Source organism: Dehalobacterium formicoaceticum (assembly GCF_002224645.1).
Taxonomy (GTDB): Bacteria; Bacillota; Dehalobacteriia; order Dehalobacteriales; family Dehalobacteriaceae; genus Dehalobacterium; species Dehalobacterium formicoaceticum.
The window spans coordinates 830,073-856,471 of sequence record NZ_CP022121.1 but is presented as its reverse complement, the minus strand read 5'-3'; the positions used below and the strand labels follow the sequence as shown (position 1 = coordinate 856,471).

Sequence of the window (26,399 nt, the reverse complement as noted above, 5' to 3'; positions counted from 1 at the left end):
TTCAAAGAATCCCGACGAGTTCTTGCCAGGGTTAAATCATGGGACCTGTAGCCAGTGCCCTAGCATCATGCCAAATTTTCATTTTCAAGCCATTCCTCCGTCTCCTTGATTCTATAGGAATTACCATTCATATTAATGAAATATGATTTGTGTGTGAGCCTGTCCACCATTGTAGCTGTTAAAATAGGATCCCTAAAGATTTCATCCCATCTGTCAAATGACAGGTTTGTCGTTACTATTGTTGATTTTTGTCCGGCCCTAAGGGATAGGTGGGTAAACAATAATTCCGAGCCTTCTTTATCAAAGGATATATATCCTAATTCATCAGCAATAATCAGATCATATTTCAAGAACCTGTTTTCAAAAGCCCTTAATGACTGCTGGGCCCGGGTTTCCTTTAATAAATTGATAAGGGACGGTACAGAAGTATACCAGACCTTATAGGCCTGGGTACACGCTTTTATACCCAAACCAATTGCCAGATGCGACTTACCCGTACCGGCATTACCCGCAAATATTATATTTTGTCCTGTTTCAATAAAATCTAGGGTTTTTAGCATCCGTAACTATTTTTGGGCGTCCCCCGGCAAGCAATCTACTTCCAGATCCTCTAAATATTTTTTAAAGGGGAACTGAGCCCTTCTTATCCTGTTTTTGATCGCATTGTCGCTCCTTGCATCATATTCCATTTGTAAAAGTCTATATAGATATTCCATGTAATCCATATTTTTAGAAGCTGCATCCTTGGCAAGTTCCCTAAAATTCTGCCTTGTAGCCGGTAATTTGAGGTTTTTTGTCAGTTCCTCTATTGAATTTGATATTTCATTGCTGCCCATTACATAGCTACCTCCTTACCGGTATTTAAAAGCTGCTCATAAAGATGAAGCATGTTTTTAGAATTCTGATATATTTCATCTTCCCCATTAATGTTAATATTAGAATCGCTGTCATTATTCATGCACAAGAGCTTAATCTTATCTGTTCTAATATCAGTAGGATTGATTAGAAGCATCTTGGGTATGGCGGATTCTATTTTTTCGATTTGAACCTCGAATTCTTTCATGAACGAAAGTAATTCTACAAAATCTCGTTTATTTGTGGTAAAATATTTTTCGCAAAAGTTAATGATTTTTGAATTTGCCTGTTGCAAAGCCAAGCTATTGGTTAATGTCAAGGGACCATTTGCCAAAGCCCAATAACTTAGTATGTTCCGCCAACTTTTCACCTTCATAAAAAATCACGATTTTTCCTTTGTACACCTTGGCGAGTACCAGTTTATCCACATAGTTATCCGGAACCGAATAGAAACAACCGTCAACGTTTATGGTAGAATACTTATTAACTCGATAATTTTTAACAACTGCACAATCAAACGGGGGTAATGGAGGCATCAAATAATCCCTTTCTTCTTCCAGCATTTGGGCCGCTGTTTTTCCGTCCATGGCCGCCTTTTTTTCTTTGTTAACCTCGTTACAGACCTGCAATAAATATTCGTTCGCCTCTTCAATGCTGTCAAATTCTAATCTGCCTGTGAATGCTTTTCCCCTAAGATAATCTACAGTTTTTTCAACGTGTCCTTTTTCGTTGCCTGAATAGGCATTGCAAAATCTATATCGGTAGCAGTAATAGGTGGATAATTTCAGGAGGGCCTCTGTTGGTTCCTTTTCATATCTGCCAACGAATTTTTTTACTGCTGTCCTCATATTGTCATATACCACGGTTTTATGATTACCCTGAATATGTGAGAAAAATTCCGCATGGGATTCCAGAAAGCTTTCCGTTTTCTCATTGGTGTAGAGACGGCCAAATCGGTAATTACCACGTGCTGTACAAAAGGCTGCCATATGCAAGGTCATAAGAACCCCGCCTATCCATAGTTTTACTTCACCCCAGTCAAATTCACATATATCACCGGGCTCATATACACCTCTTATGAATGCTTCTTTGCTCTCATTTAGTATCCTTGATATGGCCAGGCATACTGTTGTATACCCAATATCCATGCCTTCCTTTTTTAGATCCTCATGTATATGGTTCTTTTTTCTTATCTGCTTATGAAGGCCCATAGCCTTGCGTTTTTCATTTTCATCAAGGTAGAATTTTATGCGTTCAATTATTTTGTCTGTGAGCTTTTTCTTTTGCCTGTTTGATGTATCATATTTCGGCTTTTCAACTATTGTGCTAATTATTTCTTCTGTATCCATCCCTTCATTTTCAATTAGTTCCCTTCTTTTTTCCTCATACTCACGTAGATATTTCCTTATGGTTTTTCGATCACTCCCTGTTATTCTGGAAATCTCCCTTTGTGATATACCATCACGAATATGCATGAGTATTATCTCTTGCTTTGTTTTCAGTTTTATCACCCCATCAGCCCCCTCATGATGCAATAACTCATGAGGTATTATATTCCTTGGGTGGGGGATTTTTCAACTGAAACAGTGGGGTACTTTTAGATTAACATAAACAAATTGAAAGGATTCGTTATTATGGAACCAAGAAATATTATTCCTTCTATTGACGATACCCCCTTGGCAGAAGGAATATTTAAGATAAAATCTGCGCTAAGAATTGAGCTTGTTAATCGCACAGAAATGGAAGCTCTCTGGAATCAGCTTGTAAAATCGTACCATTATTTGGGTCATAATAAAACAATTGGTCCACGCGTTAAATATCTTGTGTGGTTTAATGAACGTCCCATTGCGGCTATCAGTTATAACCAAGCCTCTTATAGACTGGGCGTGCGGGATACCTTTATTGACTGGAATGATGAAGAGCGCAAAAAGTATTTACATCATGTTTTGAACAATAATCGTTTTTTAATTTTACCATGGGTGCACGTTAAAAATCTTGCTTCTCATTTAATAGCCTTATCTATCAAACATCTCAAACACGATTGGCCGCTTCTTTATGGGGTTGAGCCCTATTTATTAGAAACCTTTGTTGATCAAGATAAATATAAAGGAACATGTTACAGGGCTGCAAACTGGCACTATGTTGGGGAAACCAGCGGGTTTGGCAAAGTCGGAATCACGTATCAATATCACGGAAACAAGAAAGGAGTCTATTTATATCCTCTTAAGAAAAATTTCAAACAACTAATGGGTTGTACAGGTAGGCATAAGCCGCCCCGGGTCCACAATAAAAGTAATAAATATCTGGAGATGGTTTCGATGCAACTACAAAAAAATACTTGGCATGAAGGGATCCTGGAAGAAGCAAAAGTGCCTGATATTATAGATAAGCTACCAGAGATGTTCAATAATTATATAAGTCGTTTTGCAGACTGTTTTAAACGAGCAGAGCCAATTGCTAACTTATATGCGTATACGAGAGGATTGTTAAGCAATTTAGAAAGAAAGTCAGTTGAACCTATAGCTTTGGAATTCATCGATAATCCCAGGGGTCCACGTAATTTACAGAATTTCATGAAGAATGCCCAATGGGATGAAGAAAAAGCCATAAAAATTTATCAAGAAGGTCTTTCCGAACGCCTTTCCGACGATGAAGGAATGCTTACTGTTGATGAAAGTGGTTTTGTTAAAAAAGGCAAGAATTCTGTCGGCGTGGCACGTCAATATTGCAGCAGCGTCGGAAAAGTTGAAAACAGTCAGGTGGGTGTTTTTGTAGGCTATTCAGGCCCTAAAGGTTATGGTTTAATTTCGGCCCAGCTTTTCATGCCGGAAAAGTGGTTTGGTGAAGATTATGCACAGCGTAGGCAAGACTGCGCCGTGCCTGATGAACTAACCTTCCGGACAAAGCCGCAGATTGGGCTGGATTTGATTCATAAAATCGAAGAATCTGGGCTATTTAAAGCAAAATGGATAGGCGTGGATTGTCTTTACGGAAACAGTAAAGAGTTTCTTGACGCTATCTCAGATAAATATTGGTATTTTGCAGATATTCATAACAACACACAGGTTTGGCGCACTCAACCAACCTTTAAAGTGCCTGAATATAAAGGACGGGGTCCACGCCCTACAAAAGTGACAGCAACAACCCCCACAAAACATGTTTCCAAGATCGCTGAGGATGGCTGAATGAGCTTAGCACGGTGAATTTTAGCATTATCTAGAATCATCACAATTCGCTGCCCAGGATACTTTATTAGCACCTTTTCAAGAAAGGATAAAAATTCTTTGGCGGTATATTGTTCTTCTTGAACGCAGAAGACTTCTCCGGTTAAAGTCAACATTTGTTATCCCCAATTTTTTTGAAGGTCTATTTATCACAAATGCCACTAATATTCAAGGTTAAGAAAACTTTCGGGATAACGATGTTTATCCTAAATTCGGAATAAGCCGCGAAAGTTTCTTTATATGGGGTAGCACCCTCTGATAGCATCCTTAACTGAAAAAACATTCTCTTGATTTTTTTTCATTATAATCTTTTTGCACCCTCATAAGCCAGATTAGAACGCTCGCATTCTTCATCGGACAGAGTGATTTGGAAACAAAGGGGGCTGCCCTTCATTTTCTCCGCAGCATAGCTTAAGCCGTTGGTTCTGCTGTCCAAAAAAGGATGATCGATTTGCTCAGGATCGCCGGTTAAAATGATTTTCGTACCCATTCCCGCTCGGGTAATAATCCCTTTGACCTGCTTCGGGGTAAGATTTTGGGCTTCATCAATGAGTACATATTGTTTTACAATGGAACGGCCTCGGATAAAGGCGATGGCTTCCGTATGAATAATATCCCGGTCAAAAAGCTCATCAATTTTGTCTTTTAAGCATTTTTCATTCTTATATCGTTCATTTTCGTTGTTATCGCTTAAAATCTCTAAATTATCTATGACCGGTCTGAGAAAAGGAGCAATTTTTTCCTGCTCCGTACCAGGCAAAAAACCGATGTCCTCATCGAATTTTACATTGGGCCGGCAAACTAAAATTTTGCGATAAAGACGACCGGTTTCCGTCAGCATTTTATACAGACCGACAGCCAAAGAAAAAAAGGTCTTCGCAGTACCTGCCGGACCTTTGATAATCACCAAAGGAGCAATATCAGCGTCCAGCATTAATGCTTCCTGCATAAATTTTTGGCCAGCATTGCGGGGCATAATGCCAAAGGGATGTTCTTGTATATAATTTAAAGGAACAATTTCCTTGCCGTTAAAGCGAGCTAAAGCAGTTTGTTTTTCATTATTGTTAGAATGAAGAATTAAAAATTGGTTGACCACCAATTCCTCCTGAACATGCTTTCTCGTAGTAAGAGAAAATTGATAAACATCCTCCGGCAGCAGCCGCCCTTGGCTGTAAAATTCCTGAATTTTATCTTCCTCGGCATACACATCCATACGTCCTTGATATTGTTCATCGTAAACAGGAGCCTGTTCTTTTAATAAATCCTGGGCAATAACACCTAAAACATCGGCTTTAATCCTGATGAACATATCTTTACTGATCAGGTAAACTTTTTCACCTTTTTCGTGCAAGCCTTTACACACCTTGAGAATCCTATTGTCATTTACGGTTCCCACCCAACTATCCGGCAGCTTGACATCATGGTAATTCATTTCTATACGTAGTTTACCACCCGTATCCAATTTAATGCCTTTATTTAAGTTTCCTTTTTCCCTCAAGCCGTCAATGATACGAGCCACCAGCCTGGCGTTAGCACCTAATTCCGTGTTATCCTTTTTGAATTTGTCCAATTCTTCCAGGACCACCTCCGGAATGACAATATGGTTGTCCTCAAAAGCATAGATGGCATAGGGTGAATGAAGCAAAATATTGGTATCCAGCACGAAGGTTTTCTTTTTTTTCATTTTTTTTATCGCTCCTAAAAGTGAATTTTTGCTTCTTCCTAATTGTTATATTATAAGCTTACGACATTAAAATGGAATTAATGATAGGTAAATATCTTGTTAATTTAAAATTTTTCAAAAAAAAAGAACCTTTTCAGGTTCTTTCAACTCACTTCATGCGGCGCCCCTACAGGGCATACCTCAGCACAATTGCCGCAGTCAATACATCCTTCTTCGTCAATCACATAAATGTCTTCCCCTTCGCTGATTACCTCAACGGGGCACTCCGGGGCACATGCTCCGCAAGCAATACACTCTTCACTAATTCGATAAGCCAAAATATCGCCTCCTTCAAGATCCCTTTTAGCATAAACGAACTTGACAGATTTTATGCAATTTCACCTTATAGGAAATCCAATTGACTAACCTACTTGATAGCCGGCTTCAATAATCGCATTTTTAATCTTATCCAGATCGACGACATGGGTATCAAAATTAATGGTTACAGTACTGTCCTCTAAGGTTACCTCCGCAGAACTAACACCGGGAAGTGCTTTTACTTCCTTTTCTACTGCACTCTTGCAATGGCCGCAGCTCATACCTTCCACCTTTAGTACTACAGTATCAATGCCGCTGTGGCATCCGCATCCTTCACACATTTTTTTCACCTCCTTTACCGATTTAATTTATCAGGATATCTATTTCCAAAAATCATATGGAATAAAAACTCCACCTGATGACAAGGACTCTGTTTATGTTTAATCCAATTCGCTAATGTAGCGTTCTGCTGCCATGGCTGCTTCCGCTCCATCCCCCACTGCCGTACTAACCTGACGCAAGAATTTATCCCGCACATCCCCAGCAGCAAATACGCCCGGTATAGAGGTCATCAGCAACTCCTTCGTCTTAATATAGCCCTCACCTGTTAAATCAAGGATATCCTTGAGAAAAGCCGTATTGGGCAAATTTCCGATAAAAACAAAAACGCCGTCCGCAGCCTCCGTCTGAACGTTATCATTCTTAACGTTGCGGATGACAACCTCTTCCACACCCTGGGTGCCACCACGAATTTCTTCAATTACCGAATCCAAAAGAAAATGGAGCTTGTCATATTTTCGGGCCCGCTCCTGAAGGATTTTGGCTGCACGCAACTGATCTCTCCGATGCACAAGAATCACTTCCCGGGCATATTTGGTTAAGAACATAGCCTCTTCCAAGGCCGCGTCCCCTCCCCCTGCAACCAGCACCTTTTTATCCCGAAAAAATGCTCCATCACAGGTAGCACAATAAGAAACACCCCGCCCGGTAAAATCTTTTTCACCCTGCACCTCCAGAAAGCGGGGCCGGGATCCGGTAGCAATGATCACAGCAGGAGATTCATATTTTCCTTGTTCAGTTTCAATCAACTTTTCTTTTGCGGAGAAATTCACCTTGGTTACTTCCTCCGTTTTAAAGTCTACGCCGAACCGCAAGGCTTGTTCCATAAAACTCATCATCAATTCAGGGCCTTGCACCCCTTCGGGATAACCGGGGTAATTCTCAATGAACTCCGTCATGGCTGCCTGCCCGCCCGGCATCGCCTTTTCCAGAATCAAAGTTTTCAAGCCTCCCCGGGCACCGTAGAGACCGGCCGTCAAACCTGCCGGGCCTCCCCCGATCACGATTAAATCATATCTCAATTCAGTCCCTCCCTTTCTGACAAAGATGGACCTTCATAATACAAGAGTCCATTTCGACATCCAATCCGGCTTCTTCTGCCATCTTCTTTGCATCTTCATTGACGACATCTTCCTGCATCCAAATCATCTTGGCCCGTCTTTTTATGGCTTGCTCCACAATAGGGACTACAGCGGAAGATTTTCGGAAAATATTCACAATATCTATGGAAATACCGGCGGGCAGGGACATTAGATCCGGATAGCTTGTGGCGCCCAACACCTCTTGCACCGTTGGGTTAATAGGAATGATATCGTATCCTTTTCCTTGCATGTATTTTGCTACCCGATGGCTGGCTTTAGTCGGGTCTGGCGAAAGCCCTACCACCGCAATGGTTTTTGCATTCTTTAAATCCATTTCCGTTCCTCCTTATATACCCTACAGGAGTATTTGTTACTTTTATTATGTAATATTCTCTCCTGTTTTTCAAGCCTCCGCCTGATATTTTTCCTGAATCTTGATAATTTTATGTAAAAAATAAATAAAGAGCCGAATGATTTAATCCGGCTCGTCAAAAATTTTCTTTTTAATTCAAATAATTCAGCGGATTTAACGCATTACCGTTGGATCTGACCTCAAAATGAAGATGAGATCCTGTGCTTCTTCCGGTATTGCCCACTTTGGCGATTAAATCCCCCTGATCCACTTCATCTCCTACACCGACTTCAAAAGCGGAGAGATGAGCATACCAGGTCTCAGCACCATTGCCGTGACTAATCCGAACAATTTTTCCGTAACTACCATCCCAACCTGCATATGTAACCTTACCTGCCTCCGCAGCCCGAACCGGATCACCTGTATCGCCGTTAATATCTAAACCGGTATGATAACCCAGCCTTCGATTGCCAAAGCGGGAGGTAATGGGACCGTTCAAGGGCCATTTTAAGGAACCTCCGCTTCCCCGGGAAGCAAGAACCATTTTCGTGCCTTGTACCACAATCTTATTCACCGGTTTGGCAAGTACAACGCCATTTACAAATTGCTTGCCAACCTGCTCACCGTTTTCTTGAACCAGCAAATAGGTAAATTCTTTTTGACCTTCTTTACCTTCTTGCGTCACCTTTTGTTTGCCTCGCGGCATACTATCGTCCTTTTCCACTTTCACTTCAAAGGGAACAGGCTTTATTTCTGAAAACTCAGCTACTGCTGTCACATGAACCATAGGTTCCATTTTAACGAGATTAACCTCTGTCCCAATCTGAAGTTTATTTCCCGTCATTTGGGGATTCGCCTTTTCCAGTTCCTCAGGTTCCATTCCATTATCCATGGCTATGGACCACAGGGACTCACCGGATTCCACCGTATGTGTGATCATTTTCTCCGCACCGGTGGTCAAAATATGATAGGCTTGATCTTTGGTGGCAATTTCTTTCACAGGTACTTCTTTTTCTACAATTTCAACCTTTTCTTTAAGATCAACTTTTACAACCTTTAAATCCTCTTTCCTAGGTGTGTATTGCTCCTTCACCGTCGAAATCAGCTTCTCCCCAAGTTCCTGGTCTTCCAGAAAGATTTTTTCCTCACCGTTAATTACGACTGCGGCCCCAGGCACCAGAATGTTCAATGCCCGAACCAAGGACTGTTTGACATCTTCCTCTGTCGAAGGGGATTTTGCTTTATCCTCTGTTTCCAAAATTTCGATGACGTCCTCTGTCGTTACAGCTTTCCCCATCTCCTGGGATTTCTGATTCAAAAATGTCTGAACTGCCTGCTCGGCTTGAACCTTACTGTCAAATACCAAGGTCTCTTTGCCGTTTACCACCAAGGCATAGGTCTTACTGCCTTGCATTAACCCTATTCCTGTTCCTGCCAACAAAACCAGTGCTATTAACCCAATACTAAGAACGGATTTTTTCTTTCCACCAAAAAAAACATTCCAGGCTAATCTACGCTTTTGAGGTTGGTTTTGCTGCAAATCTTCTTTTGAAAAAGTATACATTCCTTCCTCCATTCGCAGCCTTATTTTGAGAATCCTGAGCTAAAATCCTCCTGTATTCCCTTTTTTAAAAACACCTCAACCAGTATACCATAATTTTCACATGAGGTAAATGCAGAAATTGGTTACATATCTATCATGAATCTATGACCTGGAGCCAAATGGCACATTCCAGACGTATTTTCTCCAATTCACAGCCTAATTGATATGGTTCCAGGATATTATGATTGGCGGCGTCCGCATTGGCATGACAGCCGCCGCTGCAATAAAATCTGGCCCAGCATTCCCGGCAAGCCGGTTTATGATAAATATGGGCTTCCCGGAACCTCCGTCCTATTTCCTGATCTACTTCTTCTACTTCCAAAGAGCCCATTTTATACTCTTCCCGTCCCACAAATTGATGACAAGGATAAAAATCTCCCTCGGGAGTCACCACCAGGTATTCATAACCGGCGCCGCACCCGGAAAGTCGTTTTGGCAAGCACGGACCATGGGTTAAATCAAGGTTAAAGTGAAAAAACTGAAAAGGCTTGCCCGCTGCTTTTCTTTGGCGGTAATAACGAGCCAGCTTAAAATATTCTTCTTTTAAGACCGGTAGATCTGTCTCTTTTAATGCATATTCATCCTCCGGCGCCGTCACCACCGGCTCCAGGGAAATAATCCGATATCCTTCTTCCACCAGATGGCGGGCATCCTGGAAAAAGTCCTTATTCCAGCCGGTAAAAGTACCCCTAAGATAATAATTTTCATGGTTACGGCTCTCCACGAACTTTTTGAAATGATCATGGATGATCTCATAGCTGCCTTTTCCTGAGGGGAATTTACGCACCCGATCATTGACTTCCCGGCGGCCATCCAGGCTTAATACCACACTGATCCCTTCCCGGTTCAAATACTCCTGGGTCTTTTCATCCAATGCCACACCATTAGTGGTTAAAGTAAATTTAATTTCCTTACCCAATCTCTCTCCTTGTTCTCTGCCATAGGCTATCAGTTCCTTCACCACGTCAATGTTCAGTAAAGGCTCTCCGCCAAAAAAGTCTACTTCGCAGTGCTTACGATTACCAGAATGTTTCAAGAGATAATCAAGAGCCTTTTTCCCGGTCTCCACAGACATCAGTAGCCGTTGACCACCGAAATTGCCACTCCCGGCAAAGCAGTAAGCACACCTCAGGTTGCAATCATGGGAGACATTCAGACATAATGATTTTAAGATCGAACTATCATTCGTTGAATATTTATCCCGATATTCATCCTGGGAAAATAATTGTCCCTGGGCAATCAGCTCCTGAAATTCTTCTTTAATGTCTTGAGCCAATACCTCCCCTGCTTCTACCTTGAAATCCTCCACGGCCTGCTCAAGATCCCCTTGCCTTTTTATTAATAACTCGTGAAAAGCCCAGACCGGGTCATCGATAATATGAATCGATCCGGAGTTTACATCCAACAGAATTTTTGTCCCATCTATTTCAAACTTATGGGTATCCATAATATTTAATTTCAGTCCCATCTTTTAAGCCCCATTCCTTCTTATTTAGAAAGCCAGCTTTCTGCCGCGCCTATGGAACCGGCGGAAGCCTTAATCGCACTCATCCCTTTTACCTATAAAACTAATACTTTCTGAAAGCACAAAAAATCAGGCCTTACCCCATGGGGTGAAGGCCCTTTTGACTTATTTTGCGCAAACTTGATTTCCTACTGTGCAAGATGTTTTACAAGCCGATTGACAAGAAGACTGACAGGCTCCGCAGCCTCCATCTTTCACGGTGTTTTTTAAATTCCCAGCCAGCACCGTCTTAATATGTTTTGCCATTATTTTTCCCCCTTTATGTAAGGCCAAACTTTTCTTCACGGCACATATTATACCATATTGAAATTATTTTTACATCCACCAATTTCTCGAAGAAAACCCTCCCTCACTTTATACTTTCATCCGCTTCTAAACCGGTGCTCCTTAGCTTATTTAATAAATTAACCAAGCCCTGCGAACCCAAAAAAATTGATATACCGATAATAAACTCTGCTACTGCCTCTGCTGATATAAAAAATAAAGTTGACACTGGACTATTATGCGAGATAGCTAAATAAATACTCTCTTTTCAGCAGATCCCGCAGAAAACAGTAGGATTTCTTAATTATACTCCAAGTCAAGTTTTCTAACCATCTTATGCTCGTTAGTTTCTATATCAATTAGATAATAGCCATACGTTTCTTCTAATAATGTTAAGTCTTTTACTAAATGCTCTACAATAGCATTTTTATTGTACCCTATTGCATACAATCCTTCGGGTTTTATTTCCCAATTATTACCCTCCGATATATAAGTAACATCGTTCACATGAGCATCTTTCTGTAGAGTTATCTTTGAACCATACGAGAAATTTTTTTGCCCTATATCTTGTTTTTCTATTGGCTCTTCAGCTAAATTAGCTTTTGTAATAATAGATAAGCTAGGATTTAGTTGTGAACCAATATATTGGTAATATAAAATATTTTTATCAATTTTATAATCATGCACCGTCTCTTCCATATCTAAAACATATTTAAACTTCCCATTATTATTTAATTGATACAAATGATAGCTGCCAATAGGTGAGCCTGGCAAATATAGTTGGTAATATAAGGTATCACCAATTTTTTTGACTCCTTTGTTGTTATCCTTTACTAATTCCTTTTTATTCGGATCTCTATCTCCAAGGCGATTATTAGATAGGGATGTACTAGCTGCATACCACTGACTATCTTTATACAGGAATGGTAGAACAATATTTATCTTTCTATTAGCATATTTAATATAGGAGTCAAAAGTATTTGACATAAAGCGAATTGGCAAATAAACGCGACCATTTTTTAACATAGCCGATTGATCTAATTCCTCATTAAATCCGCCTATTTGAGCAGTTTTATCGCCTACTTTAATTTTAATAATTAATTCACCACTAATAGCGGTAACTGTTTTATTATTTTCGTCCCAAGCAAAACGATCGCAACCAAAAATCTTAAAAGTGTCTCTTAAAGGTAACATGGCATAGTCATTAATAATAAATGGTTCAGCCTCAAGAGATACGGTGCTTCCATTAACATCAACAAGAATATCAGTTGTTTGAGCCATGGCATTTATTATATCAGTAGAAAACCTTCCTCCCCAAAAAAGAGCAATTAATAATACTATTGTTAAATATCGACGGGTTAACTTATTTAACATGTAACACATCCCCTTTACAATATTTCTATGAATATACCGATGCGACGGAGCCACGATTCCGGTGTTGCGGGAGCCAGCTGTCCGGTATGAAAAGCCAACCAGCGTTTATGACGCGAAAGCCTCTTGACAACGAGTTCCAGTATGTTAGGCTGATGCGCCAGGCATCAACCATGCTCGCATGGGAGATGCCCCTAATGCCTGAAAACATGCCGGTGGGGGCTCGTTGTCAAGAGAACCGTGGAATAAATGCTGAAACTGGTTCTCTTATTCCGGAATACTGGACCCTATCAGACCGGAATGATGGCTCCCGCTAACCGGACAGTTGGCGCAAAATGCTCCGGAATACTCATTTCTATTCTTTTTTTACATTTGCAGATAATATAGAACCATTATAAGTTAATGTAGCATTGTCTGTTTCTAAAGCTTCAAAAGAACCTATGTTTGATGTACCTAGTTTAATATTTCTATAGTTAGAAGAAATCGATGCGCCAGTTTTAATATTTGATTCACTTTTAGAAGCAATAGTCGTTAACAACTTATATTTAACATTAGATGTAGTTCCTCTGGGCATAATTAGAATACTAGTACCAGAATTCATATTTGTTTGAGTACCGCTCAATTCCATCTTTAATCTATTATTACCATTATAGTTATAGTATTTATCTACTCTTAGTGTTGTTGGATAACCATCTGTTGATTTATAAACCAAGTTAGGATTTGTGGTAGTAGCAGTAGGAAAATAATGCCAATACTTAGTAGATCCATCTACTACTTTGCCATACATTTTCCAACCTTGATAAGTGTTTGACCACAATAAACCTAAATCTGTTTCTAAGGTACCTACTGTGAACCCAAGGTAATTATAGAAATTAATACTTTCAGGATCTTCTTCACCATTATCAGGAACTGAACCATTGTAATTTGGTGCACCAGATCTTAATGCAGCTGTAATATAATCTGCTGAACTGCTATATGTTCTAGCCCTGGCACCATAACCATCCGGTAAATTAACATTAGTAGCTAAAGGTATAATTGCAGGTTGTTCTGCATGTACATCAATAGATCGATCAGTTGATGTAACCTCCATCATCACTTGTCCTGCAGAATTGTTATAAAAAGCAAGAGTTTGTTCATCTTCAACACATACAAACTCATATTCTTCTGATGCATTGTTTAAGCTATTAAACTTTTCTTTACTGTCAGCAGGTTGGTTTTTGAGAGCTTCTTGCAAAAATACCCGAAAATCATATGACTCAATATCCTGGGTAGTTTTTAATTCATCAGATAGATACACAGGTACTTGTCCTTGATTTGTTTTAAGGATCAAGTCTGGTGCTTGATTAACTTCTTTAGGTAGATTAATATCAGCATGAATTGCCGGATTAAACTGTTCTAAAGATTCTAATTCGATAAATTCACCTTTAGACTGCACATCTGCCATAGCAACAGGAGTAATCAAATTGCTAAACATGAAAACACTTGCAAGTATTTTTACAATATTGAATCTAAAATTTTTCATAAATTGTTCCTCCAATTTAGTAAGTCTTGTACAATGTAAACTGATTGGCTACATCATAATTAAAGCCTTTATAAGCAGCTAAAAAATTTGTTCCCTCAATTTTTTGAGTTTAATTTTTCTTCGGTCATTCTCAATCTACTATTAATAAGCTTTAGCACTTTTGCTGGCACTGACTGTTTCACCTACACCATCTTTATAAGCCGTGGCTATAAACTTGAAACGGTATGTATAGCCTTTAGCGACATAACGGGTAGAAGTCCAGTTCAAATATCTGGTATCCGAGCGGATGTTATCCCATCGTGCGATTTCAGTATACGTGCCGTTTGAGTTCAATCGTTCAAGTACCGCTACTGCCGTAATCTTATTTACTCCCTGATAACCGTCAACAGCTGCAGCGAGCTCTGCTTTGCCGTTTGTAATCGATAAGTTTACGGTCACATCAGAGATATTTTGCCAAAATGGCTGCATCTCTGCCTCAGCTTCCGTTATTTCCGAAGAAGCATTCGCTATATTTGATGTCAAAATTATGATGAATGCGAATAGTATCGGCATCAGTCCTTTTTTGCTTACAATCATAAAACCACCATCCTTTTTTATTATTGGGCTTTTTATCCCTTTACTTATATAACAAATTAGAATGGTGATTTGTGACATGATTTCTTAAAAAAAATAAATTATTTTTGTATACTCTCCGCCATGGAAATTAATTCTGCACTTTCTATCTCGGAAGAGATCATGAAGATTATGCCTTGGGATTCCCATAATATCAAATTATTTTTATCATCCTTTGTTGTTTCAAATAAATATGCCTCCTTACCATTGATCTTTATTACTGAATATTTTTTATCTTCGTGGTCAACAAGTATATGTGAAGATTGCGCCGGGGATTGCTTTAATATTATTGTCATACCACTATCATTTTCGTAAGTAATCTTGATAATATCACCTATAGCATTGAAAGAAGTCTCCATAAAACCAGCCGGCAAGTAAGCAGGTCTATAAATTTTTTCATCTATCACGCCATTATTGTTGTCGTTATCTCCATGTTGAATTGAAAAATGATCTTCCTGCCACCTTATAGCAGCGTTAAAAATATAGTTTCGCGTTGCTTCAGCGCTAAGTAATATTGTGCCGGAAACAACAATTACTATTGCGGCACTAGCGGCAACTCGCATGGCGGTTTTTTTCCATGAGGAAACCTTTTTATTGAACCTGTGCCTGGATATTAGCTTCCTTATTCTTTTATCTAAATTAGGTGATGGCTTATATTGTGCATTCATTTCCTCACAAGACGGCAACTCATCCATTTCCTGCTCGAAGGCCTTTTCCACGGCAATTTTTAGCATAGCGTCAAATAATTTATCATCTAAATTATTTTTCTCCATATTCAATTCCCTCCAGCATAAGTTTCGTTTTCACTTGAGCTTTCGCCCGACTTAATCTTTGTCTAACAGCATCATTAGATATTCTTAGTAAATCTGATATTTCTTTGTTTGAATGTCCCATCACTACCGATAAAAACAATGCCTCCGATAATGACTTGGGTAATGCTTGAATATGGCTAATAATATTGTCGCAAGCCTCTCTAGCGGTTAAGTCATCTAAGACAGGAATGCTGCCATCAGATATCTCCTCACCTTCGATATGTTCACTCTTATGTTTATTTTGCTTATTCAATATATTAATGGAACGGCTCCTTACTATAATAACAATATAGACCCTCGTTTTGTGACTTGAAACGTCGTAAATTTTATGCAAATTTTTTATTATGGTTATGATTGATTCTGATACCGCATCTTCAGCAAGAGCATGGTCAGGTATGATGCTTTTGGCAACGCCCAGCATCGTGCCGTAGTATTTTTCATATATGCTTATCAACTTATCTTTTTTCTCATGATCATCCAACATATCAATATAAAATGATAACATGTTCTCTCCTCTTAACCTTTCAATCCAGCCTATTTTTGTAGGAAGATAAAAATACAACCGAAAGTTGAAATATTTAAAGTTCCAGTCATTCATTTGCTTAAAAATATATGCTGTAAATTATAGCATATTATGTCACGAAATGATATTGTATCAAACCCATTGCGAAAGGGAAACTTGGAACTTATATGTTCCGAAAGTATAAAAAAACGAAACAAAACAGATGCATGATAACATCTGTTTTGTTTCGTTTTTTGGAGCGGGTGATGGGAATCGAACCCACATAACTGGCTTGGGAAGCCAGCGCTCTACCACTGAGCTACACCCGCAAGATATGATTATATAATGAGAAAACCCTTTAAAGACAAGAAAGAGCAGTTAAATAACTGCTGAATAAAAATGGCGGAACTGACGGGAGTTGAACCCGCGATCTCCGGCGTGACAGGCCGGCATGTTAGACCACTACACCACAGTTCCGCGTAAATGGTGGGCGATGACAGGATCGAACTGCCGACATCCTGCTTGTAAGGCAGGCGCTCTCCCAGCTGAGCTAATCACCCAAAATTGGTGACCCGTAGGGGATTCGAACCCCTGAAACTGCCAGCGTGAAAGGCTGGTGAGTTAAGCCGCTTCTCCAACGGGCCAAGATAAAAATGGTGAGCCATCCGCGACTCGAACGCGGGACACCCTGATTAAAAGTCAGGTGCTCTACCGACTGAGCTAATGGCTCATATGTCTCACAGGAACTTATTATACTGCAACAAGCTTTCTCTGTCAACAAAATAATTTAAAATGTTTATTTTTTTCTGTTGAAGTACAATGAATTTCTGTTTTGCTCACGCTTGTATATTTTGCACTAAAATTCCCCTTTTGTCAAGGTAATTTGCTTCTTTTATTTAAAAATTATGCTCATCAAAAAAGGGGTGTTATGATACACCCCTTCAATCCTGCAATTTTGCTTAATCCATTAATACAGTTCTTCCCGGACAATGGTTTGGTCCCTTTTAGGCCCAACTGCAACAAGAACAACCTTGATTCCGGAAAGCTCTTCAATTCTCTTAATATATTTTTGTGCTTTATCCGGCAATGCTTCAAAGGTTCTGGCTTCACTGGTATCTTCCTGCCAGCCTTCCATGGTCTCATAAAGGGGCCGACAATCCTCCAGGGTTTGCAGACTGGACGGGAACTGAGACAGAACCTGCCCTTGATACTCATATCCATAACAGATTTTAATCTCGTCTAATTTATCCAATACATCCAACTTCGTCAAGGCAAGGCCTGTTAAGCCGCTCATACGCACACTGTAACGTGCGATCACCGCATCAAACCAGCCGCAGCGCCGGGGACGCCCCGTGGTGGTACCAAATTCAAAACCTTCTTTACGGATCATCTCTCCGATAGCATCGTTTAACTCTGTAGGAAATGGCCCTTCCCCGACCCGGGTGGTATAAGCTTTAACGACACCCAGCACCTTATTGATTTTTGTGGGGCCGACGCCGGCGCCAATACAGGCTCCTCCTGCCGTGGGATGAGAAGAGGTGACAAAAGGATAGGTACCCTGATCCAAATCCAACAAAGTTCCTTGGGCTCCTTCAAAGAGCACATTTTCTCCCTGCTCCAAGGCATGGTTAACCAGAAGAGAAGTATCCGTCAAATAAGGTTTGATCCGTTCAATTAAAGGTTTGAATTGTGCAATGATCTCCTCTGCCTGAAACCCTTCCACCTCATATACTTTCGTAAAAAGAAGATTTTTTTCTTTTAAATTAGCTTCCACCTTGGCGGCAAAAATATCCTGATCAAGAAGATCAACCATACGTATTCCCACTCGGGAAGCTTTATCGACATAGGCCGGACCAATACCCTTTTTTGTGGTACCGATCTTTTGATCACCTTTTCCTTCTTCCTGTAGTTGGTCCAAAAGTAGATGATAAGGCATAATAACATGGGCGCGATCGGAGATATGTAGATGATCGGTTTCTATGCCCCGTTCTTTTAAGCTGTCTATTTCCTTAAGCAATGTCTCAATATCCACTACTACACCGTTGCCGATAATGCAGGAGGTATTAGGATATAAAATACCTGAGGGTATCAGATGAAGTTTATATTCTTCCTCTCCCACCACTACCGTATGACCGGCATTGCTGCCTCCCTGGTAACGTACAACCACATCTGCTTTTTCTGCCAGAAAATCTGTAATTTTCCCTTTGCCTTCGTCTCCCCATTGGGCCCCAATTAATACTACTGCCGACATGAGCAGCACCTCCACTAACTATATTTAACACGCATGATACTTCAGATCTCCCGCTCATTATATCCTGGACGAAATATCTCGTGCTACTACAATACCTGTTACCGATGCCTGCATTAAGCCTCTCGTAATGCCGGCTCCGTCACCAATGGTGTAAAGATTGGCTACATTCGTTTCAAAGTTTTCGGAAACACGCACCTTGGATGAGTAAAATTTAACTTCAGCTCCATAAAGCAAGGTATTCCTGGCATATAAGCCCGGCGCAATATGATCAAAAGCTTTCAAGGTCTCAATAATCGAGGTTAAATAACGGGCCGGCAGTACATAACTTAAATCCCCGGGCACCGCGGTTTTCAAGGTAGGAATCGTCGTTGATTTTTTTAAACGGTCATAATCCGTGCGCCGTCCTTTTAAGACATCCCCCAGACGTTGGACCATTACACCGCCTCCTGTGAGCATATTAGCCAGGCGAGCAATATATTCCCCGTAGGCAATGGGCTCATTAAATGGTTCCGTGAACCTGGTTGATACCAAAAGAGCAAAATTGGTGTTTTTTGTCTTCAGATTTTCATCGGCATAGCTATGCCCATTTACTACAGCGAGCTTGCGCTCATAATGCTCTTCGGAAACCACGCCGCCGGGATTAACACAAAATGAGCGCACCCTGTTATCAAAAGTATCAGAGTAATAAACCAGTTTTGCTTCGTAGAGATCGCGGGTAAGATGATCCATGACAGAATTCGGCACTTCTACCCGCACGCCAATATCCACTTCATTATTATCCGTTTTGATGTTTAGAGTCTGGGTTTGCCGGGCAAGCCATTCCGCTCCCCCCCGGCCTGGCGCTGCAACTACGAAATCGGCTAACATTTCAAAAGGCTCTTGCCCCTTGGGTTTAACCAAAACTCCTTGTACCCGATCTTCAAGGGTCAAAATTTCTTCAACCCTGGTCGCCTCCATAAAACTGGTATTAGTTTCGTTAATCAGATAACGATACATGCCCCGGAGTACATTAAAGGCCCGTTCTGTGCCCAAATGTCTTACCGGACAAGGAATCAGCTGGATACTGTACTTGGAAGCCTCATAGGCAATGTCATCTACTTTTTTTTCATCCAGCCCATATACCATTTCCTGAGCACCGAATTCTAAATATATTTTATCTGCATAATTAATTCCTGCCTGGGCTTCTTCCCGAGACATATAATCCATGATCCGCCCACCCACATCAGGGGAAAGAGAAAGCTTCCCGTCACTAAAAGCTCCGGCTCCGGACCATCCGCTGGTGATGGCGCAAGGATCACAATTTATGCACTTCCCTTGATCCCTGGCGGGACAGGCCCGTTTGTCAATAGTATGCCCTTTATCAATAATAAGAACATGAACCTGGGGTTTTTTTCTGGTCAATTCAATTGCAGTAAAAATCCCCGCCGGACCTGCTCCAATGATGACCACATCGTACTTATTTTCCATTTGCATTGCCCCCGTTCTGTCTTGCTTCACATTTGCACTTTAGACACAAAAACCACCTGAACAGGTAGTTTTAATATTTCCTATTCAGGTCCATGCTTTATCATTATGATTCTTTCATAAAATACACTATTCCTCACAATTATACTAGCAGAGGGTTTAAAAAATGTCAAACAAAATCCGAATATTCCACCGCTTATTTGTGTTAATATTCGGTTATTTTTTCTTCAGTAAACTGCCAATGATGGTTTTAGCACTGGACATGACCATGTCCCCAAACCCTTTATTTTTTCGCAAAACCTGGGTCAATGCCTCAATCATGCGGTCCATTTGAGGATAAGTGATCGTTAAGGGAGGTTCCAGTCGAATCACATTGGGATTATTCAAGGTATAGGCAGTAATAATATGATGTTTATTCATCAATTCTCCGGCGATTAATGAGCCTAAATATTCCTGGGATGCCTTCTCCAATGCCCCTCCCGACAGGGTGTTTAAGATTTTGTGTTCCTCCTGGGCAAATTCCAAACCCAGCATCAACCCTCTGCCTCGCACCTCTTTGATAAAGGGGTACTGACTTTTCAACTCGTCCAATTTTCCTTTAAGATAAGCACCCTTTTCCTCGGCAGCAGCGGCGATATTTTCCCGCATCATAATTTCCAAAGCTGTGATACCGGCAGCAGCAGCCCGGCAGTTACCCCCAAAAGTGGAGGTGTGCAAGGTCGCTTTTTCCAAGGCGCCATAGGCTTTTTTCCACACCTCTTCTGTGGCAATGTACGCCCCTAAGGGCATGACCCCGCCACCGAAGGACTTGGCCAGACACATCACATCCGGCACTACCTCTTCATGCTCACAGGCAAACATGCGGCCTGTCCGGCCAAAACCCGTCTGAATTTCATCTAGGATCAGCAAAGTATCATACTTGTCACAAAGTTCCCTGACCTGCCGTAAATAACCTACGGGAGGGACAATAATCCCCCCCTCCCCCTGAATTGGCTCCACAATAAAGGCGGCCTTGTCACCGACTGATAATTCCCCGGCCAAAGCGTCTGCATCCCCATAGGGAATAAAGCTTATCCCCGGCAATAATGGATGAAAGGGCTTGCGGTATTTGTCCCGTCCCGTGACTGACAGCGCCCCAAAAGACTTCCCATGAAAAGACCCTTGGCAGGAAACAATCTTAGTCCTTCCTGTAGCAGCCCGGGCAAGCTTCAAGGCTCCTTCCACCGCCTCCGCACCGCTGTTGCCGAAGAAACTGTATTTGAGATCTCCAGGTGTGACAATCGCCAGATCCCTGGCCAAGGCACCGGCTAACGGATTTAAGGCGGCTTGCAAAATATTAGGAGACTCTTCCACCAGCGTCAGGGCACTACTGATTTCGGGATGATTATGTCCTAAATTAAGTGCGCCATATCCCCCTAAAAAGTCCAGATATTCTTGGCCCATCTCATCCCATACGGAACAATCCCGGGCCCGCACAAATAATTTATCAAAATTAATCAAACCCATCATGGTTACTAATTCCGGGTTGATAAAGTTACGATGGTTTTCTCTGTTTTCCTCCCGGGATATTGATAGAGCTTCTTTCAGACTCAAAAACTTAGATAATTGATCGGAAACTTCCAAAAACTTCTACCTCCTTTGCAGCAAAAAATCTGAATTAAAATCCGAATTAATAGGGCATTAAATATACCTCAATGGTTAATTTATTTCCTTCTACTCTTGTTTTTAAAGAAACAGGAGTCTCCAGGTTATTTTTAAACTTAAAATCTAAAGCCCCGTAACTGACAGTAGCATCCTTACCTTTCGGAACATAGGACACCGGCAAACTATGGGAATGCCTCTCTACAATAGAGAGTCCGGCATTTTGCACTGCATTATACAATGTGCTGGAAACCTGGCAGATACCTCCCCCATAACCATCCACCAGCTCTTTATTGACAAAGACGCCCGCTTTTTCATAGCCTCTCTGGGGTGTTCGCGGTCCCACCGTTTCATTAAAGGAAAAGCGTTTTCCGGGACTTAGTTCAATATTATGAATCGCTTGAGCTGCCAGTTTCAAATTTTGGGTGCGCTCTTTGTCCGATGCATTAAAATTAGTGCTGAAACTGCCGATCTTCTGTGGCATTTTCGCCCGCTCTTTGGCAATCATATCCCGCACTTGAATGACTTGTTCCAGTGAAATGGTTCCCGGGGAGCGTTGAATATTTTCCGGGACATAGATACTGCGCTTGGTGGTCACAGGGTCATAAATTACCCCCACACCTAAGGTTTCCAAACTTCTTAAAGGCATATATACCCGGCCTTTTTCCATAAATGGCTTCCCCGTCACTTGATAGGTTGCGATCTTGTCTTTAATGATATAAATCTGATTGATACCAGGCGGAATTACCGTCACCTGCTCATAAGAATAACAAACCACCGCTGATAAATTTGGCTCCCATTGTAATGGAAGACCGATAAGCTCCGACATCTGACGTACCGGCAAATAAGTCGTATCTCCCGTAATAGCGGTCACAGTGATCTGCCGGTTAAGACCCCCTTGATAAATTTCCATGGTAAGTTCCTCTTGGGCCCAAGCCCCCGTTTGGATAACCACCATTAAAACAACAACCATTAAAAAACATCTTGTTCTATCGTTTTTTTTCAAAATCAACCTTCCTCCTTTTTCCACCATCCCATTATATGCCAAGGACAGGTAAAAAAATAGACGAATTTGCAATTTTACTTTTTAAAAAGAATCAATACCCCCACAAATAACCACAATAAGGCAAGAACCCGGGCCCCCAAAATATGGGACCGCCTGACGGGGACAGTTTGCCTTTTGTATATTCCCTGAAAAATCCTTTCTACACCCTGTTCCGGGTGAAAAAAGAACCAAGTACCAATTAGGATTAAAAGAATCCCCAGCCAACTCAATACAATCAGTCCTTCATGCTAATTTTACCAAAACGACAAGACTCTAAACTACAGTGCAACTTTAATCTCCAAAACTAATGCCTAAGGCTTTCGCCGTGCGCACTAATTCTCCCTGGGGCGGCACTTGTTTTTGTTGTTTGATTCCTTCCATAAGTGGAATGGTGATCACGTCCTGACCGTGGAGGGAGGTCATCACATCCTGCTCCCCCCGGGCCAGGGCATGAACAGCTGCGGAACCGTACCGTGTAGCCAGAAGGCGATCAAAAGGGGTAGGGCTCCCGCCTCTTTGTAAATGTCCCAAAACAGTAACTCTTGTTTCCTGACCGGTACAAGTTGTGATTTTCTCTTGGACATATTGCCCAATGCCGCCTAATTTCACAGGATTAAAAATATTTCCCTCATTAACGCCAGCCGTCACCTGTCCGCCCCCCATTGGAGCGGCACCTTCCGCAACCACAACAATACTAAAATTTCGTCCCCGGGCCACACGCTCCTGAATTTTGGCAGATATTTTTTCAAAGGTAAAGGGAATTTCCGGAATTAAGATTACATCTGCCCCGCCGGCAATTCCGGAATGGATCGCGATCCAGCCGGCATCCCGGCCCATTACCTCCAAAATCATAATGCGATGATGGCTTTCTGCAGTGGTATGAAGCTTATCTATCGCTTCCGTGGCAGTGGCCATGGCGGTATCAAAACCAAAGGTCATATCTGTTCCCGAAATATCATTATCAATGGTTTTGGGTACGCCAATCACATTGATGCCCAGATCATAAAACTTTTGGGCAATATTTAAAGAACCGTCACCTCCAATGATGATCAGGGCATCTAATCCTCTTTTGCGGATCACTTCCATCGCCTGTTTTGATTTATCCACATAAGCAACCTGGCCATTGGTGACAACCTGGTAGCGAAAAGGACTGTCCCGATTCGTTGTGCCCAAAATCGTCCCACCCCTGGGCAGGATCCCCACTACCGATTCCATACCTAAAGGGATGATTTCATCTTCCACCAAACCACTGTAACCGTTTTTTATGCCCCAGACTTCCATTCCATAATCACGGATCGCTGTTTTTACCACCGCCCGAATCACTGCGTTGAGGCCGGGACAATCCCCTCCTCCTGTCAATACGCCAATCCTCATATTTATGACCTCCTTAAAAAATCTCCTAAAGCATCTGCCTTGCTATTATTTTCTATTTTAACAACTTTAATCTAAATTGCCAAGAAGTCTCCTACTTCTATGCTAATTCGCTCACACTTATAGGTGCTGGTGTTCACTTTGACATACTTTCCTTAAATCCCTCTTTTTGAAAAAAAAGAACCCGAAAAGCATTCCACAAAAGGAATTTGGGCATACTTGTCGAAATGATAGCTATTCAAAATCATAAATATTTAAATTATGGAGGTGATCCCATGCCTGTCGTTCAAATGGAAATATTAAAAGGACGCACTTTGGAGCAAAAACGCGCTATGGTAAAGGAAGTTACTGAAGCCATTACCCGAACCCTTACCTGTCCCCCGGAAGCAGTTACGATTATTATCCGGGAAATGGAAAAAGACGAGTATGCTACAGCCGGCGTTCTTAATGCCGATAAGTAATTAATCGGAAAAAAACCCTTCTGCCTGATCAAGGAGAAGGGTTTTTTGCATTCATTATTTTTTCAGCCAGGACATCATCCCGCGCAGTTCTTTGCCTACAGTTTCAATTTGATGGGCTTTATCCCGTTTCACAATAGCATTGTACATGGGACGGCCCGCTTTATTTTCCAAAATCCATCCTTGGGCAAATTTACCGTCCTGGATCTCTTCAAGAACTTTTTTCATTTCCTTTTTGGTCTCATCTGTGATAATGCGCGGTCCGGTCGCAATATCCCCCCACTCAGCTGTATCACTGATGGAGTATCTCATATTAGCAATGCCGCCTTCATAAATCAGATCCACAATCAATTTCATTTCATGGAGACATTCGAAGTAAGCAACTTCCGGTTGATAGCCGGCTTCAACCAAAGTTTCAAAACCTGATCGGATCAGATGGGTTAAACCGCCGCATAGAACAGCCTGCTCCCCAAACAGGTCGGTTTCTGTTTCTTCCTTAAAGGTAGTCTCAAGCACACCGGCTCGGGTACCGCCGATTCCTTTGGCAAAAGCTAAAGCAATATCTCTTGCCTTCCCGGAATAGTCTTGCTGCACAGCGATGAGACAGGGAACACCGGCACCTTCCTTAAACTGCCGCCGTACCAAATGTCCCGGTCCTTTAGGGGCAATCATAATCACATCCACATCTTCCGGCGGAACAATTTGAGCAAAATGAATATTGAAACCATGGGAAAAGCCGATAATATTTCCCGCTTTTAAGTGGGGGGCAATAGATTCCCGATAAACCTCCGCCTGAACTTCATCGGGCAATAAGATATGTATCATGTCGGCCTGTTCTGCCGCTTCAGCAGTGGTAGTTACCTTCATCCCGTCGGCCACAGCCCGGTCCCAGCTCTTACTACCTTTTATTTCGGCAACAATCACATCTAAGCCACTGTCTTGCAGACTTTGCGCTTGAGCATGTCCCTGGCTGCCGTAACCAAGCACCGCTATTTTTTTTCCTTTAAGTAAGGATAGATCCGCATCATTATCATAATACATCTTTGCCATACAACATTTCCTCCCTTTAGTGAAAATATCTCACTATACCTTTTCATTATTATGTCATGGTATATCTTAATTATTATATCATTGTACATCAGTACTCCGTATAGTGCAAGTTTTTTTAACAAAAGGGGGTAAACAGGGGACGGTTCTTTGTTTGAAACCTAAAATCTTATTAACAGTAAACTCTGCAAGTTTGGATATCTGTCTTGATGAATTCCCCTCAAGATCTTTAAAATCTTTTAAGAATATCGTCACCAGTAGTCGGCTATCCTGATGATGTTTTTGTCAAACAAAGAACCGTCCCCTGTTCTACAAAGAACCGTCCCCTGTTCTACACACCCTGTTCTACACCCGAAAACGATACCCGGCACCCCATACGGTTTCCACATATTGAGGCTGGGCGGGATTGATTTCGATTTTTTCCCGGATACGGGCGATATGAACAGTGACCGTGGCCGCATCCCCCAAAGCGTCCATGCCCCAGACCTTTTCAAATAACTCCTCCCGGCCGAAGACCCGATTGGGATGCTTGGCCAAAAATAGCAGGAGATCAAATTCTTTATGAGCAAGATTCACTTCCTGTTCATTCATAAAAACCCGGCGTGCTTCTGTTTCGATGCGCAAACCCCGGATGGAGAGGAGAGAGGATTCTTGTTTTTTTACATTTCCCTGTAAGATTTTCTTTAGTCTCTCGTAATTTTTCAAGTGAGACTGAACCCGAGCCACTAGCTCCCCCGGGCTGAAAGGCTTAGTAATGTAATCGTCCGCCCCCAGACTTAAGCCTTTAATCTTATCGATTTCTTCTTTCTTGGCTGAAACGAGCAGAACCGGGATATCCTTCTCCTCCTGGATATGGCGCAGGATCTCCAGCCCGTCCATCCCGGGAAGCATAATATCAATGATTAAAAGGTCATAGTCCTTTTCTTTGATCAGGCTAAAGGCTTCTAATCCATCGGGACAAACCTCAACCTGAAAACCGGCTACCTCCAGATAATCCTTTTCCAATTCCGCAATACTGGAGTCATCCTCCACAATTAAGATCCTTTTCATACCTATCATACCTTTCATGCCCTTCATA

General features: G+C 41.5%; 24 protein-coding genes, 5 tRNA genes and 2 pseudogenes. 2 read left to right on the top strand and 29 right to left on the bottom strand.

Annotated features, from left to right (window positions below; genetic code table 11):
* Positions 1-65 precede the first annotated feature (65 nt).
* From istB to istA, 3 genes and pseudogenes are all read right to left on the bottom strand, one after another.
* Positions 66-836: pseudogene (gene istB, locus CEQ75_RS04255) on the bottom strand (IS21-like element helper ATPase IstB).
* Positions 836-1,063, bottom strand: a complete 228-nt coding sequence (locus CEQ75_RS18260) for a hypothetical protein (protein WP_157677329.1) — start codon at positions 1,061-1,063, stop codon at positions 836-838. Before CEQ75_RS18260 ends, istB begins: the two are co-directional and overlap by 1 nt.
* Before the next feature lie 94 nt (positions 1,064-1,157).
* Positions 1,158-2,366, bottom strand: coding sequence for an IS21 family transposase (gene istA, locus CEQ75_RS04245; protein WP_089609221.1), 1,209 nt, complete (start codon positions 2,364-2,366; stop codon positions 1,158-1,160).
* Positions 2,367-2,489: 123 nt separating this feature from the next.
* Between istA and CEQ75_RS04240 the strand changes: the two genes are divergently transcribed.
* A complete protein-coding gene (locus CEQ75_RS04240; protein WP_089609220.1) occupies positions 2,490-4,040 on the top strand; it encodes an IS701 family transposase in 1,551 nt (516 codons plus the stop codon).
* Here CEQ75_RS04240 and CEQ75_RS18840 read toward each other — a convergent pair.
* From CEQ75_RS18840 to CEQ75_RS04110, 24 genes and pseudogenes are all read right to left on the bottom strand, one after another.
* Positions 4,034-4,183, bottom strand: a pseudogene (locus CEQ75_RS18840) (transposase); the annotation flags it as partial. The gene CEQ75_RS04240 and the pseudogene CEQ75_RS18840 overlap by 7 nt on opposite strands.
* A 197-nt stretch (positions 4,184-4,380) precedes the next feature.
* Positions 4,381-5,763, bottom strand: coding sequence for a PhoH family protein (locus tag CEQ75_RS04230; RefSeq protein WP_089609218.1), 1,383 nt, complete (start codon positions 5,761-5,763; stop codon positions 4,381-4,383).
* Positions 5,764-5,906: 143 nt separating this feature from the next.
* Positions 5,907-6,080: a DUF362 domain-containing protein gene (locus tag CEQ75_RS04225; RefSeq protein ID WP_089609217.1), complete on the bottom strand. Its 174-nt coding sequence runs from the start codon at positions 6,078-6,080 to the stop codon at positions 5,907-5,909.
* 84 nt (positions 6,081-6,164) lie between these two features.
* Positions 6,165-6,401 (bottom strand): copper ion binding protein, encoded by a 237-nt coding sequence (locus CEQ75_RS04220; protein ID WP_089609216.1) that lies wholly within the window; start codon positions 6,399-6,401, stop codon positions 6,165-6,167.
* Positions 6,402-6,500: 99 nt separating this feature from the next.
* Positions 6,501-7,421, bottom strand: coding sequence for a thioredoxin-disulfide reductase (gene trxB / locus CEQ75_RS04215; RefSeq protein ID WP_089609215.1), 921 nt, complete (start codon positions 7,419-7,421; stop codon positions 6,501-6,503).
* A 1-nt stretch (position 7,422) separates the two neighbouring features.
* Entirely contained in the window at positions 7,423-7,815 is a 393-nt protein-coding gene (locus CEQ75_RS04210) for a CoA-binding protein (RefSeq protein WP_089609214.1), read from the bottom strand.
* Positions 7,816-7,984: 169 nt separating this feature from the next.
* Positions 7,985-9,397: a M23 family metallopeptidase gene (locus CEQ75_RS04205; RefSeq protein ID WP_198306630.1), complete on the bottom strand. Its 1,413-nt coding sequence runs from the start codon at positions 9,395-9,397 to the stop codon at positions 7,985-7,987.
* A 133-nt stretch (positions 9,398-9,530) separates the two neighbouring features.
* Positions 9,531-10,904, bottom strand: coding sequence for a thioether cross-link-forming SCIFF peptide maturase (gene scfB, locus CEQ75_RS04200; RefSeq protein WP_198306629.1), 1,374 nt, complete (start codon positions 10,902-10,904; stop codon positions 9,531-9,533).
* Between the two features lie 162 nt (positions 10,905-11,066).
* The gene (gene scfA / locus CEQ75_RS04195) at positions 11,067-11,207 is read right to left on the bottom strand and encodes a six-cysteine ranthipeptide SCIFF (protein ID WP_089609212.1); all 141 of its coding nucleotides are present in this window, start codon (positions 11,205-11,207) and stop codon (positions 11,067-11,069) included.
* A gap of 318 nt (positions 11,208-11,525) precedes the next feature.
* On the bottom strand, positions 11,526-12,599 hold the full coding sequence (locus CEQ75_RS04190; RefSeq protein WP_157677327.1) for a copper amine oxidase N-terminal domain-containing protein: 1,074 nt from the start codon (positions 12,597-12,599) through the stop codon (positions 11,526-11,528).
* Positions 12,600-12,951: 352 nt separating this feature from the next.
* Complete coding sequence (locus CEQ75_RS04180; protein WP_089609209.1) at positions 12,952-14,118, bottom strand: YrpD family protein; 1,167 nt, start codon at positions 14,116-14,118, stop codon at positions 12,952-12,954.
* Between the two features lie 141 nt (positions 14,119-14,259).
* On the bottom strand, positions 14,260-14,694 hold the full coding sequence (locus CEQ75_RS04175) for a hypothetical protein (protein ID WP_089609208.1): 435 nt from the start codon (positions 14,692-14,694) through the stop codon (positions 14,260-14,262).
* Between the two features lie 98 nt (positions 14,695-14,792).
* Entirely contained in the window at positions 14,793-15,503 is a 711-nt protein-coding gene (locus tag CEQ75_RS04170; RefSeq protein ID WP_089609207.1) for a DUF4367 domain-containing protein, read from the bottom strand.
* Complete coding sequence (locus CEQ75_RS04165; protein ID WP_157677325.1) at positions 15,490-16,047, bottom strand: RNA polymerase sigma factor; 558 nt, start codon at positions 16,045-16,047, stop codon at positions 15,490-15,492. Before CEQ75_RS04165 ends, CEQ75_RS04170 begins: the two co-directional genes overlap by 14 nt.
* Positions 16,048-16,299: 252 nt before the next feature.
* Positions 16,300-16,373: transfer RNA gene (locus CEQ75_RS04160), tRNA-Gly, on the bottom strand.
* Positions 16,374-16,444: 71 nt separating this feature from the next.
* A tRNA-Asp gene (locus tag CEQ75_RS04155) sits at positions 16,445-16,521 on the bottom strand.
* A gap of 7 nt (positions 16,522-16,528) precedes the next feature.
* Positions 16,529-16,604, bottom strand: a tRNA-Val gene (locus CEQ75_RS04150).
* A 5-nt stretch (positions 16,605-16,609) separates the two neighbouring features.
* A tRNA-Glu gene (locus CEQ75_RS04145) sits at positions 16,610-16,688 on the bottom strand.
* Positions 16,689-16,698: 10 nt separating this feature from the next.
* Positions 16,699-16,774, bottom strand: a tRNA-Lys gene (locus CEQ75_RS04140).
* Between the two features lie 237 nt (positions 16,775-17,011).
* The gene (locus CEQ75_RS04135) at positions 17,012-18,295 is read right to left on the bottom strand and encodes an adenylosuccinate synthase (RefSeq protein WP_089609205.1); all 1,284 of its coding nucleotides are present in this window, start codon (positions 18,293-18,295) and stop codon (positions 17,012-17,014) included.
* Positions 18,296-18,352: 57 nt separating this feature from the next.
* Complete coding sequence (locus tag CEQ75_RS04130; RefSeq protein WP_089609204.1) at positions 18,353-19,762, bottom strand: NAD(P)/FAD-dependent oxidoreductase; 1,410 nt, start codon at positions 19,760-19,762, stop codon at positions 18,353-18,355.
* Between the two features lie 213 nt (positions 19,763-19,975).
* Positions 19,976-21,382 (bottom strand): aspartate aminotransferase family protein, encoded by a 1,407-nt coding sequence (locus CEQ75_RS04125; protein ID WP_089609203.1) that lies wholly within the window; start codon positions 21,380-21,382, stop codon positions 19,976-19,978.
* Positions 21,383-21,428: 46 nt separating this feature from the next.
* The gene (locus CEQ75_RS04120) at positions 21,429-22,406 is read right to left on the bottom strand and encodes a VanW family protein (protein WP_198306628.1); all 978 of its coding nucleotides are present in this window, start codon (positions 22,404-22,406) and stop codon (positions 21,429-21,431) included.
* A 330-nt stretch (positions 22,407-22,736) separates the two neighbouring features.
* Positions 22,737-23,819, bottom strand: coding sequence for a 6-phosphofructokinase (locus CEQ75_RS04110; RefSeq protein WP_089609200.1), 1,083 nt, complete (start codon positions 23,817-23,819; stop codon positions 22,737-22,739).
* Between the two features lie 272 nt (positions 23,820-24,091).
* Here CEQ75_RS04110 and CEQ75_RS04105 point away from each other — a divergent pair, with 272 nt between their 5' ends.
* Positions 24,092-24,277: a 2-hydroxymuconate tautomerase gene (locus CEQ75_RS04105; RefSeq protein WP_089609199.1), complete on the top strand. Its 186-nt coding sequence runs from the start codon at positions 24,092-24,094 to the stop codon at positions 24,275-24,277.
* A gap of 54 nt (positions 24,278-24,331) precedes the next feature.
* On the opposite strand, the gene ilvC is transcribed toward CEQ75_RS04105, so the two are convergent.
* Positions 24,332-25,324: a ketol-acid reductoisomerase gene (gene ilvC / locus CEQ75_RS04100; RefSeq protein ID WP_089609198.1), complete on the bottom strand. Its 993-nt coding sequence runs from the start codon at positions 25,322-25,324 to the stop codon at positions 24,332-24,334.
* Between the two features lie 342 nt (positions 25,325-25,666).
* A complete protein-coding gene (locus CEQ75_RS04095) occupies positions 25,667-26,371 on the bottom strand; it encodes a response regulator transcription factor (RefSeq protein ID WP_089612497.1) in 705 nt (234 codons plus the stop codon).
* Positions 26,372-26,399: the final 28 nt, after the last annotated feature.

Coding starts and splice junctions, on each gene's coding strand:
- CEQ75_RS18260 (WP_157677329.1), bottom strand. CDS start 1,063: ATGAAAGAATTCGAGGTTCAAATCGAAAAAATAGAATCCGCCATACCC.
- CEQ75_RS04240 (WP_089609220.1), top strand. CDS start 2,490: ATGGAACCAAGAAATATTATTCCTTCTATTGACGATACCCCCTTGGCA.
- CEQ75_RS04230 (WP_089609218.1), bottom strand. CDS start 5,763: ATGAAAAAAAAGAAAACCTTCGTGCTGGATACCAATATTTTGCTTCAT.
- CEQ75_RS04220 (WP_089609216.1), bottom strand. CDS start 6,401: ATGTGTGAAGGATGCGGATGCCACAGCGGCATTGATACTGTAGTACTA.
- CEQ75_RS04210 (WP_089609214.1), bottom strand. CDS start 7,815: ATGGATTTAAAGAATGCAAAAACCATTGCGGTGGTAGGGCTTTCGCCA.
- CEQ75_RS04205 (WP_198306630.1), bottom strand. CDS start 9,397: ATGTATACTTTTTCAAAAGAAGATTTGCAGCAAAACCAACCTCAAAAG.
- scfB (WP_198306629.1), bottom strand. CDS start 10,904: ATGGGACTGAAATTAAATATTATGGATACCCATAAGTTTGAAATAGAT.
- scfA (WP_089609212.1), bottom strand. CDS start 11,207: ATGGCAAAACATATTAAGACGGTGCTGGCTGGGAATTTAAAAAACACC.
- CEQ75_RS04190 (WP_157677327.1), bottom strand. CDS start 12,599: ATGTTAAATAAGTTAACCCGTCGATATTTAACAATAGTATTATTAATT.
- CEQ75_RS04180 (WP_089609209.1), bottom strand. CDS start 14,118: ATGAAAAATTTTAGATTCAATATTGTAAAAATACTTGCAAGTGTTTTC.
- CEQ75_RS04175 (WP_089609208.1), bottom strand. CDS start 14,694: ATGATTGTAAGCAAAAAAGGACTGATGCCGATACTATTCGCATTCATC.
- CEQ75_RS04170 (WP_089609207.1), bottom strand. CDS start 15,503: ATGGAGAAAAATAATTTAGATGATAAATTATTTGACGCTATGCTAAAA.
- CEQ75_RS04165 (WP_157677325.1), bottom strand. CDS start 16,047: ATGTTATCATTTTATATTGATATGTTGGATGATCATGAGAAAAAAGAT.
- CEQ75_RS04135 (WP_089609205.1), bottom strand. CDS start 18,295: ATGTCGGCAGTAGTATTAATTGGGGCCCAATGGGGAGACGAAGGCAAA.
- CEQ75_RS04130 (WP_089609204.1), bottom strand. CDS start 19,762: ATGGAAAATAAGTACGATGTGGTCATCATTGGAGCAGGTCCGGCGGGG.
- CEQ75_RS04110 (WP_089609200.1), bottom strand. CDS start 23,819: ATGAGGATTGGCGTATTGACAGGAGGAGGGGATTGTCCCGGCCTCAAC.
- CEQ75_RS04105 (WP_089609199.1), top strand. CDS start 24,092: ATGCCTGTCGTTCAAATGGAAATATTAAAAGGACGCACTTTGGAGCAA.
- ilvC (WP_089609198.1), bottom strand. CDS start 25,324: ATGGCAAAGATGTATTATGATAATGATGCGGATCTATCCTTACTTAAA.
- CEQ75_RS04095 (WP_089612497.1), bottom strand. CDS start 26,371: ATGAAAAGGATCTTAATTGTGGAGGATGACTCCAGTATTGCGGAATTG.